At 72.2% G+C, this 16,021-nt stretch carries 9 protein-coding genes and 1 tRNA gene; 1 reads left to right on the top strand and 9 read right to left on the bottom strand.

The window, feature by feature from the left end:
- The coding region (locus ACIBJH_RS46890; protein ID WP_399123162.1) for a response regulator transcription factor at positions 1 to 174 on the top strand (174 nt) is incomplete at its 5' end.
- 568 nt (positions 175 to 742) lie between these two features.
- On the opposite strand, the gene ACIBJH_RS46885 is transcribed toward ACIBJH_RS46890, so the two are convergent.
- From ACIBJH_RS46885 to ACIBJH_RS46845, 9 genes are all read right to left on the bottom strand, one after another.
- Positions 743 to 816: transfer RNA gene (locus tag ACIBJH_RS46885), tRNA-Thr, on the bottom strand.
- Between the two features lie 107 nt (positions 817 to 923).
- Positions 924 to 2,540 carry an alpha/beta hydrolase gene (locus ACIBJH_RS46880; RefSeq protein WP_399123159.1) on the bottom strand — a complete coding sequence of 539 codons (1,617 nt, stop codon included), beginning with the start codon at positions 2,538 to 2,540 and terminating at the stop codon, positions 924 to 926.
- A gap of 100 nt (positions 2,541 to 2,640) precedes the next feature.
- The gene (locus ACIBJH_RS46875) at positions 2,641 to 3,846 is read right to left on the bottom strand and encodes a DNA polymerase III subunit delta' (protein ID WP_399123158.1); all 1,206 of its coding nucleotides are present in this window, start codon (positions 3,844 to 3,846) and stop codon (positions 2,641 to 2,643) included.
- Positions 3,847 to 3,999: 153 nt separating this feature from the next.
- The gene (gene tmk, locus ACIBJH_RS46870; protein WP_399123157.1) at positions 4,000 to 7,329 is read right to left on the bottom strand and encodes a dTMP kinase; all 3,330 of its coding nucleotides are present in this window, start codon (positions 7,327 to 7,329) and stop codon (positions 4,000 to 4,002) included.
- Between the two features lie 147 nt (positions 7,330 to 7,476).
- Positions 7,477 to 10,317 (bottom strand): type I DNA topoisomerase, encoded by a 2,841-nt coding sequence (gene topA, locus ACIBJH_RS46865; protein WP_399123156.1) that lies wholly within the window; start codon positions 10,315 to 10,317, stop codon positions 7,477 to 7,479.
- A gap of 257 nt (positions 10,318 to 10,574) precedes the next feature.
- A complete protein-coding gene (locus tag ACIBJH_RS46860; RefSeq protein WP_399123155.1) occupies positions 10,575 to 10,772 on the bottom strand; it encodes a hypothetical protein in 198 nt (65 codons plus the stop codon).
- 96 nt (positions 10,773 to 10,868) lie between these two features.
- A complete protein-coding gene (locus ACIBJH_RS46855; protein WP_399123153.1) occupies positions 10,869 to 13,304 on the bottom strand; it encodes a protein kinase in 2,436 nt (811 codons plus the stop codon).
- A gap of 258 nt (positions 13,305 to 13,562) precedes the next feature.
- Entirely contained in the window at positions 13,563 to 15,083 is a 1,521-nt protein-coding gene (locus ACIBJH_RS46850) for a methyltransferase (RefSeq protein WP_399123152.1), read from the bottom strand.
- A 130-nt stretch (positions 15,084 to 15,213) separates the two neighbouring features.
- Positions 15,214 to 15,810, bottom strand: coding sequence for a small secreted protein (locus tag ACIBJH_RS46845; protein ID WP_399123150.1), 597 nt, complete (start codon positions 15,808 to 15,810; stop codon positions 15,214 to 15,216).
- Positions 15,811 to 16,021: the final 211 nt, after the last annotated feature.

Genomic DNA, 16,021 nt, shown 5'->3' with positions numbered 1-16,021 from the left:
ACGCTCGCGGCCTCGGGCCTGACGAACAAGGCGATCGGCGAACGGCTGCACCTGTCCGCCCGCACGGTCGGCGGACACCTCTACAACGTGTTCCCAAAACTCGGCGTCACCGCCCGCGCCGGCCTGCGCGACGCACTCACTGCCCTCACGGCAAACGAGGAGCTGCCGCCTTGACGTCTCGCCGGACAAGTCCCGGCCCAGACCAGTCTCCGTCGAATCACGCCAAGACATCCGCACCTGTCCCATCGGGGCGGGCGAGAAGGTGGTTGATCCGCCTGAGCATCCAGCAGGATCTCGGACATCGCGTCAGTGTCGGCACCGTCGTCGCCGAACCATTCAGGCGCTGGCCCGACTTCGCCGGAGGCGGGCCGGCAGAGGCCGAGAAGGTCTGCCAGGGCCAGCAACCAAACGAGGGGCAGTTGGAACGCCTGATTGTCGGGTCGGCACAACAACCGTTCCCCTGCGGCCCCCAGTTGCGCGGCCGAGCGGGAGCCCGTTTGCATGGCGGCTCCACGCTTGGCCACCAAATGGCCACCACGTCATTCCGAACAAAGCGAGGCAGATCGACAGCAGGCGACAAAAGGCCAGTTCAAAGCCTTGCAGGGCGGAATCGCCACCGACCGTCAACCTGGAACCTACGCATTACGATGCACAGACCGCACGCGTCCGTTTAGCCCGAATTCCAAGGTCAACGAAAACAAGAAACCCCAGGTCACGGCGAGTGAGTCCTGGGGTCCCTCAGAGCCGCCTTCGGGATTCGAACCCGAGACCTACGCATTACGAGTGCGTTGCTCTGGCCATCTGAGCTAAGGCGGCGCGCTGTCCGCACCATGGTGCGATCAGCAACGTCGGAAAGTCTACACAGTTTCCGGGGGTGCTCCGTACACCCCCGGGCCGCACCCCCACCCCCAGCCGCGCCGACGCTACGAGCAGCGCTTTCCCTTCGTCGGCGCCGTCCCGCGGAGCAGATACGTGTCGATCGCGGAGTCGATGCACGTGCTGCCGCGGCCGTACGCGGTGTGGCCGTCGCCGACGTAGGTGAGGAGGCGGGCGGAGGAGAGCTGGCGGGCCAGGGACTGGGCCCAGCGGTACGGGGTCGCCGGGTCGCGGGTCGTGCCGACGACCACGATCGGGGCGGCGCCCTTCGCCTCGATGCGGTGGGGTTCGCCCGTCGCCCTGACCGGCCAGTACGCGCAGTTCAGGGAGGCCCAGGCGAGGCCCTCGCCGAAGACGGGGGACGCCTTCTCGAAGGAGGGGAGCGCCTTCTCGACCTGGTCGGTGGTGGAGAAGGCGGCCGGGAGGTCTAGGCAGTTCACGGCGGCGTTGGCGAACATCAGGTTCGAGTAGCGGCCGTCGGCGTCGCGCTCGTAGTAGCTGTCGGAGAGGACCAGCAGGCCGGCGCCGTCGTTCTCCTTCATCGCCGACGTCAGCGCCTCGCGCAGTTGCGGCCAGGCCGCCTCGTCGTACATCGCCGCGATCACGCCGGTGGTGGCGAGCGCCTCGCCGAGCTTGCGGCCGTCCGCGTCGCCGGTGGGGATCGGATGTGCGTCGAGTTTCCGGAAGAACGCCTTCAGGTTCGTCCCGACCCGATCCGGCGTCGTACCCCTGCCGCCGAGCGGGCAGTCCGGCTGCCGTACGCAGTCCTTCGCGAAGGACTGGAACGCCGTCTCGAAGCCCGCCGTCTGGTCGAGGTTCATCCGGCGCGCGGGGAGGGAGGGGTCCATCGCACCGTCCAGGACCACGCGGCCGACCCGGTCGGGGAACAGCCCCGCGTACGTCGCCCCGAGGAACGTGCCGTACGACGCCCCCACATACGTCAGTTTCCGGTCCCCCAGTACCGCCCGCAGGACGTCCATGTCCCGGGCCGCCTCGACCGTGGAGACATGGCGCAGCACGTCGGGCGAGTGGGCGCCGCAGCCCTCCGCGAACTTCTTGTACTCGTCGACGAGTCGGGTGGTCTCCCGCTTGTCGTCGGGGGTCGTGTCGGTCTGCGTGAACGTGTCCATGGCCCGCCCGCCGAGGCACTCGACCGGCTCGCTGCGGGCGACGCCCCGGGGGTCCATCGCGACCATGTCGTAGCGGGCGCGGACCGACGCCGGGTAGCCGATCCCGGCGTACTGCTGGAGGTAGCCGACCGCCGAACCGCCCGGCCCGCCCGGGTTCACCATCAGCGAACCGAGCGGCTTGCCCTTGCCCGTGGCCTTCTTGCGGGCGACCGCGAGCCGGATGTCCCCGGCGGTGGGCTTGGCGTAGTCCAGCGGCGCCTTCATCGTGGCGCACTCGAAGCCGGGGACCCCGCAGGTGCGCCAGCTGAGCTTCTGCCCGTAGTACCGCGTGAGCGTGGACGGTGTCGACTGCGGCAGCGCGGCCAGGACCACGGCCGCGGCCGGACTCGCCGCTGTGGTCGAACTCCCCGAGGAGCACGCGGAAGACGCGGACACGAGGAGCGCGGTGACGGCGAGCAGCGTGCCGCCGGTCCGACGGCTTCGGCGGGCCCGACCGGGCCGACTGGGTTGGCGGAGGGAGCGCCTGATGTACATCAGGCGATCGTAACGTTGCGCAATCGACTGAATGCTCTGTGCGCACAATCCGCCTCGGACGAGTTACGTCGTCAACCTCATGCCCGAAACACCCGAAGGATCAGCCCGCTCTGAGCGCCAAGGTCATCGCCTCCACCGCGAGCAGCGGCGCCACATTCCGGTCGAGCGCCTCTCTGCACGCGCCGATCGCGTCGATACGGCGCAGCGTGGACTCCGGGGAACCGGCGCGGGCCAGCCGCTCCAGGGCGTCCTCGGCATCCATGTTGGCGATCGCCACCCGCGAGCCGAGCTGGAGGGCGAGGACGTCACGGTAGAACGCGGTCAGGTCGGTCAGCGCGAGGTCGAGGCTGTCGCGCTGCGTACGCGTTCTCCGGCGCTTCTGCTTGTCCTCCAGGTCCTTCATCACGCCCGCCGTGCCCCGCGGCATCCGGCTGCCCTGGCCGCCGCCCATCGCCGCCTTCATCTCCTCGGTCTCCTTGCCGTCCACCTCCTCGGCCAGTTGCTTGGCGTCCTCCGCGGCGGCGTCGACCAGCTCCTGGGCGGCCTTGAGGCAGCCTCCGACGTCCTCGACGCGCAGCGGCAGTTTCAGCACGGTGGCCCGGCGCTCGCGCGCGGCCGGGTCCGTGGCGAGGCGGCGGGCCCGGTCGACATGGCCCTGGGTGGCGCGCGCGGCAGCCGCGGCCACGGCCGGTTCGATGCCCTCCCGGCGTACGAGCATGTCGGCGACGGCGTCCACGGAGGGCGTCGTCAGGTTCAGGTGGCGGCAGCGGGAGCGGATCGTGGGGAGGACGTCCTCGATCGAGGGGGCGCAGAGGAGCCAGACCGTGCGGGGGGCGGGTTCCTCCACGGCCTTGAGGACGGCGTTGGCCGACTTCTCGTTCAGCCGCTCGGCGTCCTCGACGAGGATGATCTGCCAGCGGCCGGTCGCCGGTGAGGTGAACGACTTGCGGACCGTGTCCCGCATGTCGTCGGCGAGGATCTGGGTGCCCACGGCGGCGACGGTGGTGACGTCGGCGTGGGTGCCGATCAGCGCCGTATGGCAGCCGTCGCAGAAGCCGCAGCCGGGGCTGCCGCCGAGCGCGCGGTCGGGGCTCACGCACTGCAGCGCGGCGGCGAAGGCCCGCGCCGCCTGGTTGCGTCCCGCGCCGGGCGGGCCCGTGAACAGCCAGGCGTGCGTCATCTTCGACGCCTCCGGCGGGGCCGTGCCGGTGGTCGCCGCGGTGACGAAGGCGTCGGCGTCCCGAGCGGCGGCGTCGAGCTGCTCGCTCACCTTCTCCTGACCCACCAGGTCATCCCACACGGTCATGGGTCACCGACCCTTTCGTCACGCTTCGGGTTACGCGATCCATTGTGCGGGCCACCACTGACAACGGGAGCCGGAGGCAGTCAACGGGAGCCAGGGGGCCGGGAGTACGAAGCCGGCCCCACCCCGTCGCCGTCAGCCCCCGCCCCGTCGCCGTCAGCCCCTGCGCCCCCGGCCGCGGCCCCGCCCGCGACCCGTGTCGTCGTCCGGGTCGAAGTCGCCGGCCTCGTGCGGGCCGAGCAGTTCGTCGGCCAGTGAGGGCAGGTCGTCCAGCGGAGTCTCCTCGGCCCAGTCGGGGCGCGGCCGGCGTCGCGGGGTGCCCTGTTCGTCGACCTGGGGCAGTTCGCGGGTGCGGTCCTCGGTCCGGTCGGCCCGACCGGCCGGACGCTCGTCGCGGAAGAACCCTTCGGGTACCCGGTCCGACGGGTTCTCCCCGCGCACCGGCGGCAGCACCGCGGTCTCGTCGGCGGCACCGACCGGCGGCAGCACGGCCGTCTCGTCGGCCGCACCGGACGGAACGGGCGGCAGTACGGCCGTCTCCTCGGCGGCGGACACCGGCGGCAGGACCGCCGTCTCGTCCGCGGCCCCCGCGGGAGCGGGCGGCTGCGGCAGCTCCGCCGTCGTCTCGGAGTCGGGCGCCTCGGAGTCCCCGGACACCGACCGCAGTACGGCCGTCTCGTCCCGGGAACCGGAATCAGAGCCGGAACCGGAAGCCACCGGCCGCAGCACGGCCGTGTCGTCCGCCGACCGCCCACCGGTACCCGCGCTCGCCGCCCCCGGCGGCTTCACCAAGGGGGTCTGCACGGTCGACGCCTCGGACCTGACCTCCGGGGCGGCGGGGATCACCGGAGCCGTCGGCTGCCGTGCGGCCACCTCGGCGGCGGCCGCCGCCTCCGCAGCCAACCGGCGTGCCTCCTCGGCCGCGAGCAGTGCCGCCTCGGCCTTGCGCTGCTTCTCGCGGCGCCGCTCCTCAGCCTCGGCGCGCAGCCGGGCCTCCTCCTCGGCCTGCTTGCGCAGCCGGTCCGCCTCGGCCCTGCGGCGGGCCTCCTCGGCGGCGCGGGCCTCTTCCTCGGCGAGGAGGCGGGCCTTCTCCTCCTCGGCACGCCTGCGGGCGTCCTCGGCACGCTGGCGGGCCTCCTCGGCCTGGCGTTCGGCCTCGCGGCGCTGTGCCTCCTCCAGCTCGCGCCGCTTGCGCTCCTCCTCCTCGGCGCGCAGCTGGGCGAGCCGCTCCTGGCGCTCGCGCTCCAGACGCTCCTCCTCCGCCTTGCGGGCGGCCTCTTCCTCGGCCTTGCGGCGGGCCTCCTCCTCGGCGGCCTTGCGCGCCTCCTCCTGGGCCTTGATCTCGGCCTCGGAGAGCGGCAGGACCGTGTCGAGGCGGTGCCTGATCACGGTGGTGACGGCCTCGGGCTCCTGGCCGGCGTCGACCACCAGGTAGCGGCCGGGGTCGGCGGCGGCCAGCGTGAGGAAACCGGACCGTACGCGCGCGTGGAACTCGGCGGGCTCCGACTCCAGTCGGTCGGGGGCCTCCGTGAACCGCTCGCGGGCGGTCTCCGGGTCGACGTCCAGCAGGACGGTCATGTGCGGGACGAGACCGTCGGTCGCCCACCGGTTGATGCGGGCGATCTCCGTCGGGGAGAGGTCCCGTCCGGCGCCCTGGTAGGCGACGGACGAGTCGATGTAGCGGTCGGTGATGACGACCGCGCCGCGCTCCAGGGCGGGCCGTACGACGGTGTCGACGTGCTCCGCGCGGTCGGCGGCGTAGAGCAGGGCCTCCGCGCGGTGGGACAGTCCCGCCGACGACACGTCGAGCAGGATCGACCGCAGCCGCTTGCCGACCGGGGTCGCTCCGGGCTCGCGGGTCAGTACGACCTCGTGGCCCTTGCCCCTTATCCACTCGGCGAGGGCCTCGGCCTGGGTGGACTTCCCGGCGCCGTCGCCGCCCTCCAGGGCGATGAAGAAGCCGCTGGTCGCGGGCACGGTGTCGGGGTCGTCGCCGCCGAGCAGCGCGTCCCGCAGGTCGTGCCGCAGGGGTACTCCGGAGCGGTCGTCGACCTTGGCCAGCACCAGGGCGGCGACGGGCAGCAGCAGTGCGCCGACCAGCATCAGCGTGAACGCGGCACCGCCGTGCGCGAACACGAACTTGCCGTTCTCCAGGCGGTGCGGGCCGATCAGCGCCGCCACCAGGGGGGCGATCAGCGCGCCGAGCGCCACGGAGACCCGTACGACCGCGTGCAGGTGCTCGGTCGTGCGGGCCCTGCGGTAGTCCTCGGCCTCCTGGTCCAGGAGGGTGTGCCCGGTGTTGGCGGCCACGCCCGCGCCGATGCCGGCCAGGGCGACGATCAGCAGCACGGTGGTGAGGTCCGGGACCAGGCCCGCGGCGAGCAGCGCGATGCCGGTGAAAGCGATCGCGAGCGTCAGCAGACGGCGGCGGGACAGCGTGGGCAGCAGGGCGGGCGCCGTACGGATGCCGACCACGACCCCGCCGGTCAGCCCGAGCACCAGCAGCCCGAAGGTCACCGGGCCGCCATGGAGGTCCTTGGCCTGGAGCACGGACACGGCGACGGCGGCCGAGATCGCCCCGGCGACGGCCGCGCAGGCGACCACGAGCAGCGCGATCGCGCCCGTACGGCCCTTGTCGACACCGGTGCCCGTCCTGGGGCGGCGCAGTCCTTCGAGCGGGGACCGCGCGCGCGGGGTGCGGATTCCGGGCAGTTCCAGGGCGGTCAGCACGGAGAGGGACGCGGCGAACAGTCCGGCGGCGACGTACGAACCGAGGGCGGCCTGGTGCTGGGCGAACCAGGCGACGCCCGTGCCCAGCAGGTTGTTGAGCAGCGCGGCCACGACGAGGGCGGCGGCGGCGAGGGGGATCGACACGAAGCTCGTGCGCAGCGACAGCCGTCGTAGGGCGTCCATGTGGTCGGGCAGGGGCCGGACCGTGGCGCCCTCCGGCGGCGGGGCCGGCAGCAGGGCGGGGGCCGCGCTCTCACGGCACACCGTCCAGAAGCGCTCGGCGACTCCGACGACGAAGGCGGTCACCAGGAGCAGGGCCAGCGCGTTGTCCGGAGTCCAGTCGATCCACAGGGGGGCGACGATCAGCAGCGCGGCCCGCAGACCGTCCGCGCCGACCATGGTCCAGCGCCGGTCGAGGGGGCCGTCCTGCGCGGTGAGCGAGGTGAGCGGGCCGAGCAGCACCGCCCCGAAGAGCAGTGTCGCCAGGATGCGCGCCCCGAAGACGGCCGCCACCGCGAACGCCACACCTCGATAGCCACCGCCGAACGAGCCCTGGGCGATCGCGGATTGGAGGGCGAGCACGACCAGGACCAACAGGGCGAGGGTGTCACCGACACCCGTCACCAACTGCGCGCTCCACAACCGCTTGAGCTGCGGCCGGCGCAGCAGGGCGCGGACGGCACGCTCGCGGGAGTCCGCGACAAGGGCGTCGTCGGGGGCCGGCTGGTGGGCCGTTGGCTGCTCGGCTGGCGTCATGCTTTCAGCCTATCGGCAGCCACCGACATCGAGCCGCGCCCGCCCGGACCTGCGCACACCCCGACACCAAAGTGATGCCGGGGCATTCGTTTCGAGACCTTGCGGTGCAGGAAGCGTGCGCGCCTCAAGGGCTCGGGCAACGGCTCGTCAGTCCTCGGACGCCACCTTGGAGGTGGCCGTCTTCTTGGCCGTCGCCGTCTTGGCGGCCGTGGTGGTCTTCTTCGCGGCCGTGGTCGTCTTCTTGGCGACGGTCTTCTTGGCCGTCGTCGTCTTCTTGGCGGGCGCCTTCTTGGCCGCCGTCTTCTTCGCCGGGGCCTTCTTCGCCGTCTTCTTGGCGGGCGACTTGGCCCGCTTCTCGGCGAGCAGCTCGTAGCCGCGCTCCGGGGTGATCTCCTCGACGCTGTCGCCGGAGCGGAGGGTCGCGTTGGTCTCGCCGTCGGTGACGTACGGCCCGAAGCGGCCGTCCTTGACGACGACGGGCTTCTCGCTGACCGGGTCGGTGCCCAGTTCCTTCAGCGGCGGCTTGGCGGCGGCCCGGCCGCGCTGCTTGGGCTGGGAGTAGATCTCCAGCGCCTCTTCGAGGGTGATCGTGAAGAGCTGGTCCTCGGTCTGCAGTGAGCGGGAGTCCGTGCCCTTCTTGAGGTACGGCCCGTAGCGCCCGTTCTGCGCGGTGATCTCCACGCCCTCGGCGTCCTTGCCGACGACACGCGGCAGCGACATCAGCTTGAGGGCGTCGGCGAGCGTCACCGTGTCGAGGGTCATCGACTTGAACAGCGAGGCCGTACGCGGCTTGACGGCGTTCTTGCCGGTCTTCGGGGTGCCCTCGGGGAGCACCTCGGTGACGTACGGGCCGTAGCGGCCGTCGCGGGCGATGATCTGGTGGCCCGACTCGGGGTCGGCGCCCAGCTCGAAGTCGCCGCTCGGCTTGGCGAGCAGTTCCTCGGCGTGCTCGACGCTCAGCTCGTCCGGGGCCAGGTCCTCGGGGACGTCGGCACGCTGGTGGTTCTCGGAGTCCTTCTCGCCGCGCTCCACGTAGGGGCCGTAGCGGCCGACGCGCAGCATGATGTCGTTGCCGACCGGGAAGGACGACACCTCGCGGGCGTCGATCGCGCCCAGGTCGGTGACGAGCTCCTTGAGGCCGCCCAGGTGGTCGCCGTCGCCGTTGCCGGCCTCGGCGGCGCCGCGCGCGTCACCCTCGCCGAAGTAGAAGCGCCGCAGCCACGGCACGGCCTGGGCCTCGCCGCTGGCGATGCGGTCGAGGTCGTCCTCCATCTTGGCGGTGAAGCTGTAGTCGACGAGCCGCCCGAAGTGCTTCTCCAGGAGGTTGACCACGGCGAAGGACAGGAAGGACGGCACCAGGGCGGTGCCCTTCTTGAAGACGTAGCCGCGGTCGAGGATCGTGCCGATGATCGACGCGTACGTCGACGGGCGGCCGATCTCCCGCTCTTCGAGCTCCTTGACGAGGCTGGCCTCGGTGTAGCGGGCCGGGGGCTTGGTGGCGTGCCCGTCGACCGTGATCTCCTCGGCGCTGAGCGCGTCGCCCTCGGCGACCTGGGGCAGGCGGCGCTCGCGGTCGTCCAACTCGGCGTTCGGGTCGTCGGCGCCCTCGACGTAGGCCTTCAGGAAGCCGTGGAAGGTGATCGTCTTGCCGGAGGCGCTGAACTCGGCGTCCCGGCCGTCGGAGGAGGTGCCCGCGATCTTCACGGTGACGGAGTTGCCGACCGCGTCCTTCATCTGGGAGGCGACGGTCCGCTTCCAGATCAGCTCGTAGAGCCTGAACTGGTCGCCGGTCAGGCCGGTCTCGGCCGGGGTGCGGAAACGATCACCCGACGGGCGGATCGCCTCGTGCGCCTCCTGGGCGTTCTTGACCTTCCCGGCGTACACACGCGGCTGCGCCGGTAGGTAGTCGGCGCCGTACAGCTGCGTCACCTGGGCGCGGGCGGCGCTGACGGCCGTCTCGCTCAGGGTCGTGGAGTCCGTACGCATATAGGTGATGTAGCCGTTCTCGTACAGCTTCTGCGCGACCTGCATGGTGGCCTTCGCGCCGAAGCCGAGCTTGCGGCTGGCCTCCTGCTGGAGGGTCGTCGTACGGAACGGGGCGTACGGCGAGCGTCGATACGGCTTCGACTCGACGGACCGGACGGCGAATTCGGTGTGCTCCAGGGCGGCGGCCAGCGCGCGGGCGTTGTCCTCGTCCAGGTGGAGGGTGTTCGCGCTCTTGATCTGCCCCAGGGAGTCGAAGTCGCGGCCCTGGGCGACCCGCTTGCCGTCGACGGCCTGGAGGCGGGCGACGAGGGACGACGGGTCGCTCGCGTCACCTGCCCGGCCGGTCCCGAAGGTGCCGGTCAGGTCCCAGTACTCGGCGGAACGGAACGCGATGCGCTCGCGCTCCCGCTCCACCACGAGCCGGGTGGCGACGGACTGGACCCGGCCGGCCGACAGCCGCGGCATGACCTTCTTCCACAGGACCGGCGAGACCTCGTAGCCGTAGAGGCGGTCGAGGATGCGGCGGGTCTCCTGGGCGTCGACCAGGGGCTGGTTGAGGTCGCGCGGGTTGGCGACGGCGGCGCGGATCGCGTCCTTGGTGATCTCGTGGAACACCATGCGCTTGACCGGGACCTTGGGCTTCAGGACTTCGAGGAGGTGCCACGCGATGGCCTCGCCCTCGCGGTCCTCATCGGTGGCGAGGAAGAGTTCGTCGGAGTCCTTGAGGAGGTCCTTGAGCTTCTTGACCTGGGCCCGCTTGTCGGCGTTGACCACATAGATCGGCGCGAAGTCGTGGTCGACGTCCACACCGAGGCGGCGCACCTCGCCGGTGTACTTCTCGGGCACCTCCGCGGCGCCGTTGGGAAGGTCGCGGATGTGCCCGACGCTCGCCTCGACGACATATCCGGGGCCGAGGTAGCCCTTGATCGTCTTCGCCTTGGCAGGGGACTCGACGATGACGAGTCGGCGGCCGCCGTGTGCGGTCTCGCTGGTCGGGGACAACTTCGCTCTTCTCTCCGGTCGACGCTGGGGCCTCCCCTGGGGCAAGCGGGGCCGCTTGCCCCAGGGTCGGGTCATGGTGACGCTGCGGAGTGTGACGGTACATCCCGCCCCCGTGTCAAACGGGAAAAGCCCGCAACGGCCACTCGAACGGTAACCCGACTACCGCCATTCCTGCCGCCCGGAGTCCCCACCGGCCTTTTCGGGGCCATCCGGAGGGTGATCCCCCGGTTACCCGTGCGCCGGCCCGGCCGCGGTGCTCAGACGTGCAGGAAGCACCAGGTTCCGAGGAGGAGCGCGGCGAGCGCGACGACGCCCGCGAGGGTCGCCGATGCGACCGGGTTCACACCTTGGGCCACGGGTTCGCGGTGCCGCACCCTCACCACGGTCCACAGCAGCAGCGCACCTCCGAACAGGGCGAACACCAACCCCGCGAAGATCGCCGGCCCACTCTCCATGTGTGTCCCCTCCCGACCCGGATACCCCGGTCCGGGAGGCTGGCAGCCGTGGGCGACGGGCGGGCCAACCCCCGGTGAATTCCCGGTGCACAGCCCTCAGGCGGCCGTGCCGGAGGACGATATCGCCCCGGTCGTCCTGGAGTGGTCCGCCTGGCCCACCGTGCATACGACCGAGTTGAATCCGGCCTTCCAGTTGTTCTCGTCGGACAGATATCCGTAGACGGACCGGTCGCTTCCGGGCGCCCAAGTCGACTCGAACTTGTTGCCGCACAGCTTGTTCCCCTGCTGCAGCGCCTCCTCGAACGCCATCGTCTTCGGGGCCGTCACGAAACCGATCACCTGGTCGGTGTGCTCGTCGGCGCAGTCGGTCAGGGTCGCGGTGAAGTACGTCTTGTGGTCGACGTACAGCCAGCAGTCGCCGACGCTCATCTCGGTGGTCCACACGTTCGCCCCGGTGTCGCGGAAGCGCCCTATCTCGCCGCCTATCGGCACATGACGGCCGAGTACGAGACACGCCGTACCGCCCCCGGCCGCCCCGAAGCCCGCCTGTGTCGGCGTGAGGGCGTAGACGTCCGCGTCGGCGAGGGAGTCGGCCGCCGCCTTCGCCTTGCCCGCGCAGCGCTCGGCCCCGTGGTCGCGGGCGTCGGCGAAGTCGCTCGCCGTGTCGACCGCCATCACCTGGCCGTCCGGAACGTCGTGCGCGCAGCTCACCACCCCGAGGTTGGGCCGCGACCGGAACGCCGTCCCGGTCCACACCGCGTGCACGCAATCGCCGGTCTGCAGCGCCTTCTTGAGACCGACCTCCTGGCCGTACGGATACTCGGAGCCGGTCGGCGACGCCGACACCGACGGGGATGCCTTCTTCGTCGCCGCGGTGTCCTTGCCGCCGGTCAGCGTGGTCACCGCCCACACCCCGCCGGCGACCACCAGCGCGACGGCCACCACGAGGGCGACGACCGCCGCGACCGGTTTCCGCCGTCGCGGCCCACCGCCCGGCGGACCCGCCGCGTGCCCCGGGCCGCCCGGATACATCGGCCCCTGACTGCCCCCGTACGGCGGCGGCACCGCGCCGCCCTGGTAGGGCTCCTGTCGGGCACCCGGATAGGCCCCCTGGTAGGACATCGTGGGGCTGTTCGCGTACGGATTCCACTGCCCGTACGCCCCGCCCGAACCGGCCTGCCCCTGCGGGGCGTACGGCGACGCGGGGCCGCCCGGAGTGTTCGGCGTGTTGGGGGTGTTGGGGGTGGGCGGCGCGCCCGGGGTCTGGGGGACGCCCGGGGTGTTCGGGGTGCCCGGAGTGGGCCGGCCAGCGGGCGTGAAGCCCCCGAAGGCGGCTGCGGGCCGGTCGCCGTACGGCGCGGGGCTCTGCTGGGTGGCCCCGGGGCCACCGCCTCCCGGTGTCCAGGAGTCGTAGGGACCGCCGCCCACGGCGTATCCGGGCGGCCCGCCCTGGACTTGACCCGGATGTCCGCCCTGGATCTGGCCCTGGGGTCCGCCAGGGACGTGACCCTGAGGTCCGGCGGGGACGTGGCCCGGCGGCCCGAAGTCGCTGCTGCCCGCAGGCCCGAAGTCGGCGTTGCCCGGCGGCCGTTCGGGGGTGGACCAGCCGACCGGTGCCGGGCCGAAGCCCTCCGGCACCGGCGTGTGCCCCGGGATCGGACCGGCCGACAGCGCGACCCGCTCCAGTCCGTGTGCCGCCGTCTCCGGTGTCGACCTCAGCACCGGGTCCTTGACCAGCAACCCCTGGAGCACGGGCGCCAGTTCGCCCGCGCGGACGGCGGGCGTGGGCTCCTCGCCGAGCAGGGCCGTGAGGGTCGCGTAGTCGCCGTGGCGGTCGAAGGGGCCGCGGCCCTCGACGGCGGCGTACAGCGTGGCGCCCAGGGAGAACAGGTCGGCGGCCGGAGTGGGCGGCTCGCCGCGGGCCCGCTCGGGGGCGAGGTAGCCGGGCGTGCCGAGGATGCCGGCGGTGGCGGTGAGCCGGGGTTCGCGGGACTCGGGCTGGAGCGCGATGCCGTAGTCGGTGAGCAGCACGCGCGCGTAGGGATCGCCCGAAGCGTTCGGCGCCAGAAGGATGTTGGCCGGTTTCACATCCCGGTGCAGGATGCCGATGCGGTGTCCGGCGGTGAGCGCGTCGAGGACGGCGAGGCCGATGCGGGCGACCTGTGCGGGCGGCAGCGGGCCGGAGCGCCGGAGGACCGCCTGGAGGTCGACGCCGTCGGGGACGTACTCCATGACGATCCACGGCAGACCCTCGTGGATCACCACGTCGTGCACGGTCGCCACATGCGGGTGGCCGCGCAGCCGGGCGGCGTGCCGGGCCTCGCTGCGGGCCCGCGCGATGCGGTGCGCGGGCTCGCTCGCGTCCCTCGGGACGTCCGGCAGCGAGATCTCCTTGATGGCGACCTCGCAGGCCAACTCCTCGTCGTACGCGAGCCATACGCGGCCCATCCCGCCCGCGCCGAGCGTGCGCAGCAGTCGGTAGCGTCCGTTGACGATCCTGCCTTCACCCTGCTCCGGCGTATCCCCGGCCATCACGCCTCCCCCGAGACGGCGCGCCTCCCCCGAGGACGCGTGGAACCTGTCTCCGAAGGTAGCCTCGCACCCGCCACTGACAAGAGGGCCTTTCCGTACCAATCCCACCGATCCCGCCGGGCGGCGACACAGGCGGCCCAGTGGTGCGGACAGGCCTCAGGCGTGACAGGTGCGGGCGCGGCGCGAGGCGGGAAACCCGGCGGGACGCGAGGCGGCGCAACCGGCGAACCGGCCGACGCGGGCGGTCGGTCGACAGGCTCAGTCGACGGGCTCCAGGAACCCCTGTTCCACCAGCAGCCGGATCTGCGCGGGCGTCCGGTCGCGGAGCAGGACCGGGTCCTCGCCCACGAGTTGGGCGATCGCGTCCAGGATGCGGCCCGCGCTCAGGCTGCCGTCGCAGACGCCGGCGAAGCCCGCGCCGACCGTGTCGACCTTGGTCGCCCGGCGCATCCCGCGGTGCTGGCGCAGCACGACGTGCTCGGGGTCCTCCGCGCCGGGCAGGCCGACCTGTTCCTGGATGACCTCGGCGGCGAGCCTGAAGTGAGCGGCGAGCAGGGCCGCGTCGTCGTGGGCGCGCAGATGGTCGACGCGGTCGAAGTGCGCGCGCACGGTGTCGCCGAGCGGCTGCTCGACCGGGTGCGGCCACTCCTCGACGGTGATCGAGGGTGCGTCGGAATCCGTCCTGCGCAGCGTGATCCAGCCGAAGCCGACGCCCTTGACCTTGCGCGCCTCGAACTCGTCGAGCCACGCGTCGTAGAGCGCCTCGTACGCGGCCGGGTCGCCCCGGTGGTCGCCGGCGTCCCTGAGCCACAACTCGGCGTACTGCGTGATGTCCTGGACCTCGCGCTGCACGATCCACGCGTCGCAGCCGCGCGGCACCCACGACCTGAGCCGGTCCTGCCAGTCCTCCCCCTCCACGTGCTGCCAGTTGGCGAGGAACTGCGCGAATCCGCCCTCGCGCAGTCGGTCCCCCGCCTGCTGAACGAGCGACCGGCACAGATCGTCCCCGCCCATCCCGCCGTCGCGGTAGGTCAGTCGGGCGCCGGGCGAGATCACGAAGGGCGGGTTCGAGACGATCAGGTCGTACGTCTCGTCGTCGCGGACCGGGTCGAAGAGGGAGCCCTCACGGAGGTCGGCCGCCGGGGCGCCGGAGAGCGCCAGGGTGAGCGCGGTGATGTGCAGGGCGCGCGGGTTGACGTCGGTGGCCGTCACGCGCGTGGCGTGCTGTGCCGCGTGCAGGGCCTGGATGCCGGAACCGGTGCCGAGGTCGAGCGCGGTGGCCACCGGCGTCCGTACGGTGATGCCCGCGAGGGTCGTGGACGCGCCGCCCACCCCGAGGACGACGCCTTCGTCGCGGCTGCCGATCCCGCCGGCCCCGCCGACCGCGCATCCGAGGTCGGACACGATGAACCAGTCCTCGCCGCCGGGGCCGCCGTAGGGCCGTACGTCCACGGTCGCGGCGACCTCGTCGCCGCCCACGGACGTCAGCCAGCCGCTCTCCACGCACGCGTCGACGGGCAGAACGTCCCGCACGCGCGCGTGCGGCACGGGCTGCTGGAGCAGGAACAGGCGGACCAGGGTCTCCAGCGGGGTGTCGCCCCGGGTCGCGCGGAGGGCCGGCACGGTCTCGCTGCGGGCCAGCGCCGCGTACGCGGGGGCGCCGAGAAGGTCGAGCAGTCCGTCGGCGGTGAAGGAGGCGCCGAGCAGGGCGTCCCGGAGCCGGGCGGCGACCTCCGGGCGGTCGGATGCGGGCAGCGTGGGCAGGGTGGAGTTACTCACGCCCCCATTGTGGCCGCTCCGGCCGACAACGTGCCCGCGCGTGCGAAGGCCCCGGCACGCACGCGTACCGGGGCATCTTTCAGTCACTGAAAGATCGCCGCCTACAGGAGGCGCCGTTCACCGGGCGAGGTCAGGTGGTCCCGGTCGAGGCCGACGCGGACGCCGACTTGCAGGCCTCCTGCTTGGTCATCGCCTTGCCGACATCGCCCTCTTCGAGGGTCTTCAGGGCGTCGTTCCCGCTGGTGCTGAGCTTGTCCAGCGAGGTCGCGATGCCTTTGAGGCCGTCGGCGAACTTCGCCTGGTCCTTGACGTCGAGCCCGTCGACCTGCTTCTTGAGGGCGGCGTACGACGCGGAGATGTCGTTGAGCTCCTTGACGGCGTTCTGCTGCTTCGTCGCGCCGTTGTCGACGTCCGGCGCCCCGGCGGAGTTCACGGCGGCCCCGATCGCCTTGTAGGCGTCGGACATGTCCTGGAAGGCCTGCGAGTCGGTCTGCCGGACCTGGGCCGGGGTGCTGTTGTCCGAGGTCTCCTTCTGGATCGCCGTGTTGGCGGCCTCGATCTTCTTCGCCTGCGGCTGCACCGCGACGCAGACCTGCTTGGCCCAGGCGTCCAGCTTGGCGTCCGTGTCGTCGCCGCTGCCACCGCATCCCGACAGCGCCAGTACCAGTACCGCACCGCCGGACAGTGCGGCCGCGAGCTTCTTGTTCACCGGATTGGTCCCTTCCATGGCTCTCGGCCCCGGAACATACACGGCGCACAGGCCGCACCTCCGAGCCGGAGGGCCGATAGGAACCTCTTTGGGACCATTTGCACCAAGCGAGAGAAGGCTCACGGCGAGGGACTGAACACACACAGAACGGGCGGGCGGCGCCCACAACTCGCGCCACCCGCCCGCCGGTTGAGCGGGACCTCGTAAGGCCCCCGAACCGGGCCCCGTA

It is taken from the genome of Streptomyces sp. NPDC050548 (assembly GCF_044457385.1).
GTDB lineage: Bacteria > Actinomycetota > Actinomycetes > Streptomycetales > Streptomycetaceae > Streptomyces.
Note: the sequence above shows the minus strand (reverse complement) of the source record. Positions and strands in the feature narration are given on the sequence as shown.

Bases quoted from the DNA above. Each gene is read 5' to 3' on its own strand.
- ACIBJH_RS46875 (WP_399123158.1), bottom strand. From the start codon at position 3,846: ATGACCGTGTGGGATGACCTGGTGGGTCAGGAGAAGGTGAGCGAGCAG.
- tmk (WP_399123157.1), bottom strand. From the start codon at position 7,329: ATGACGCCAGCCGAGCAGCCAACGGCCCACCAGCCGGCCCCCGACGAC.
- ACIBJH_RS46880 (WP_399123159.1), bottom strand. From the start codon at position 2,540: ATGTACATCAGGCGCTCCCTCCGCCAACCCAGTCGGCCCGGTCGGGCC.
- ACIBJH_RS46845 (WP_399123150.1), bottom strand. From the start codon at position 15,810: ATGGAAGGGACCAATCCGGTGAACAAGAAGCTCGCGGCCGCACTGTCC.
- ACIBJH_RS46855 (WP_399123153.1), bottom strand. From the start codon at position 13,304: ATGGCCGGGGATACGCCGGAGCAGGGTGAAGGCAGGATCGTCAACGGA.
- ACIBJH_RS46860 (WP_399123155.1), bottom strand. From the start codon at position 10,772: ATGGAGAGTGGGCCGGCGATCTTCGCGGGGTTGGTGTTCGCCCTGTTC.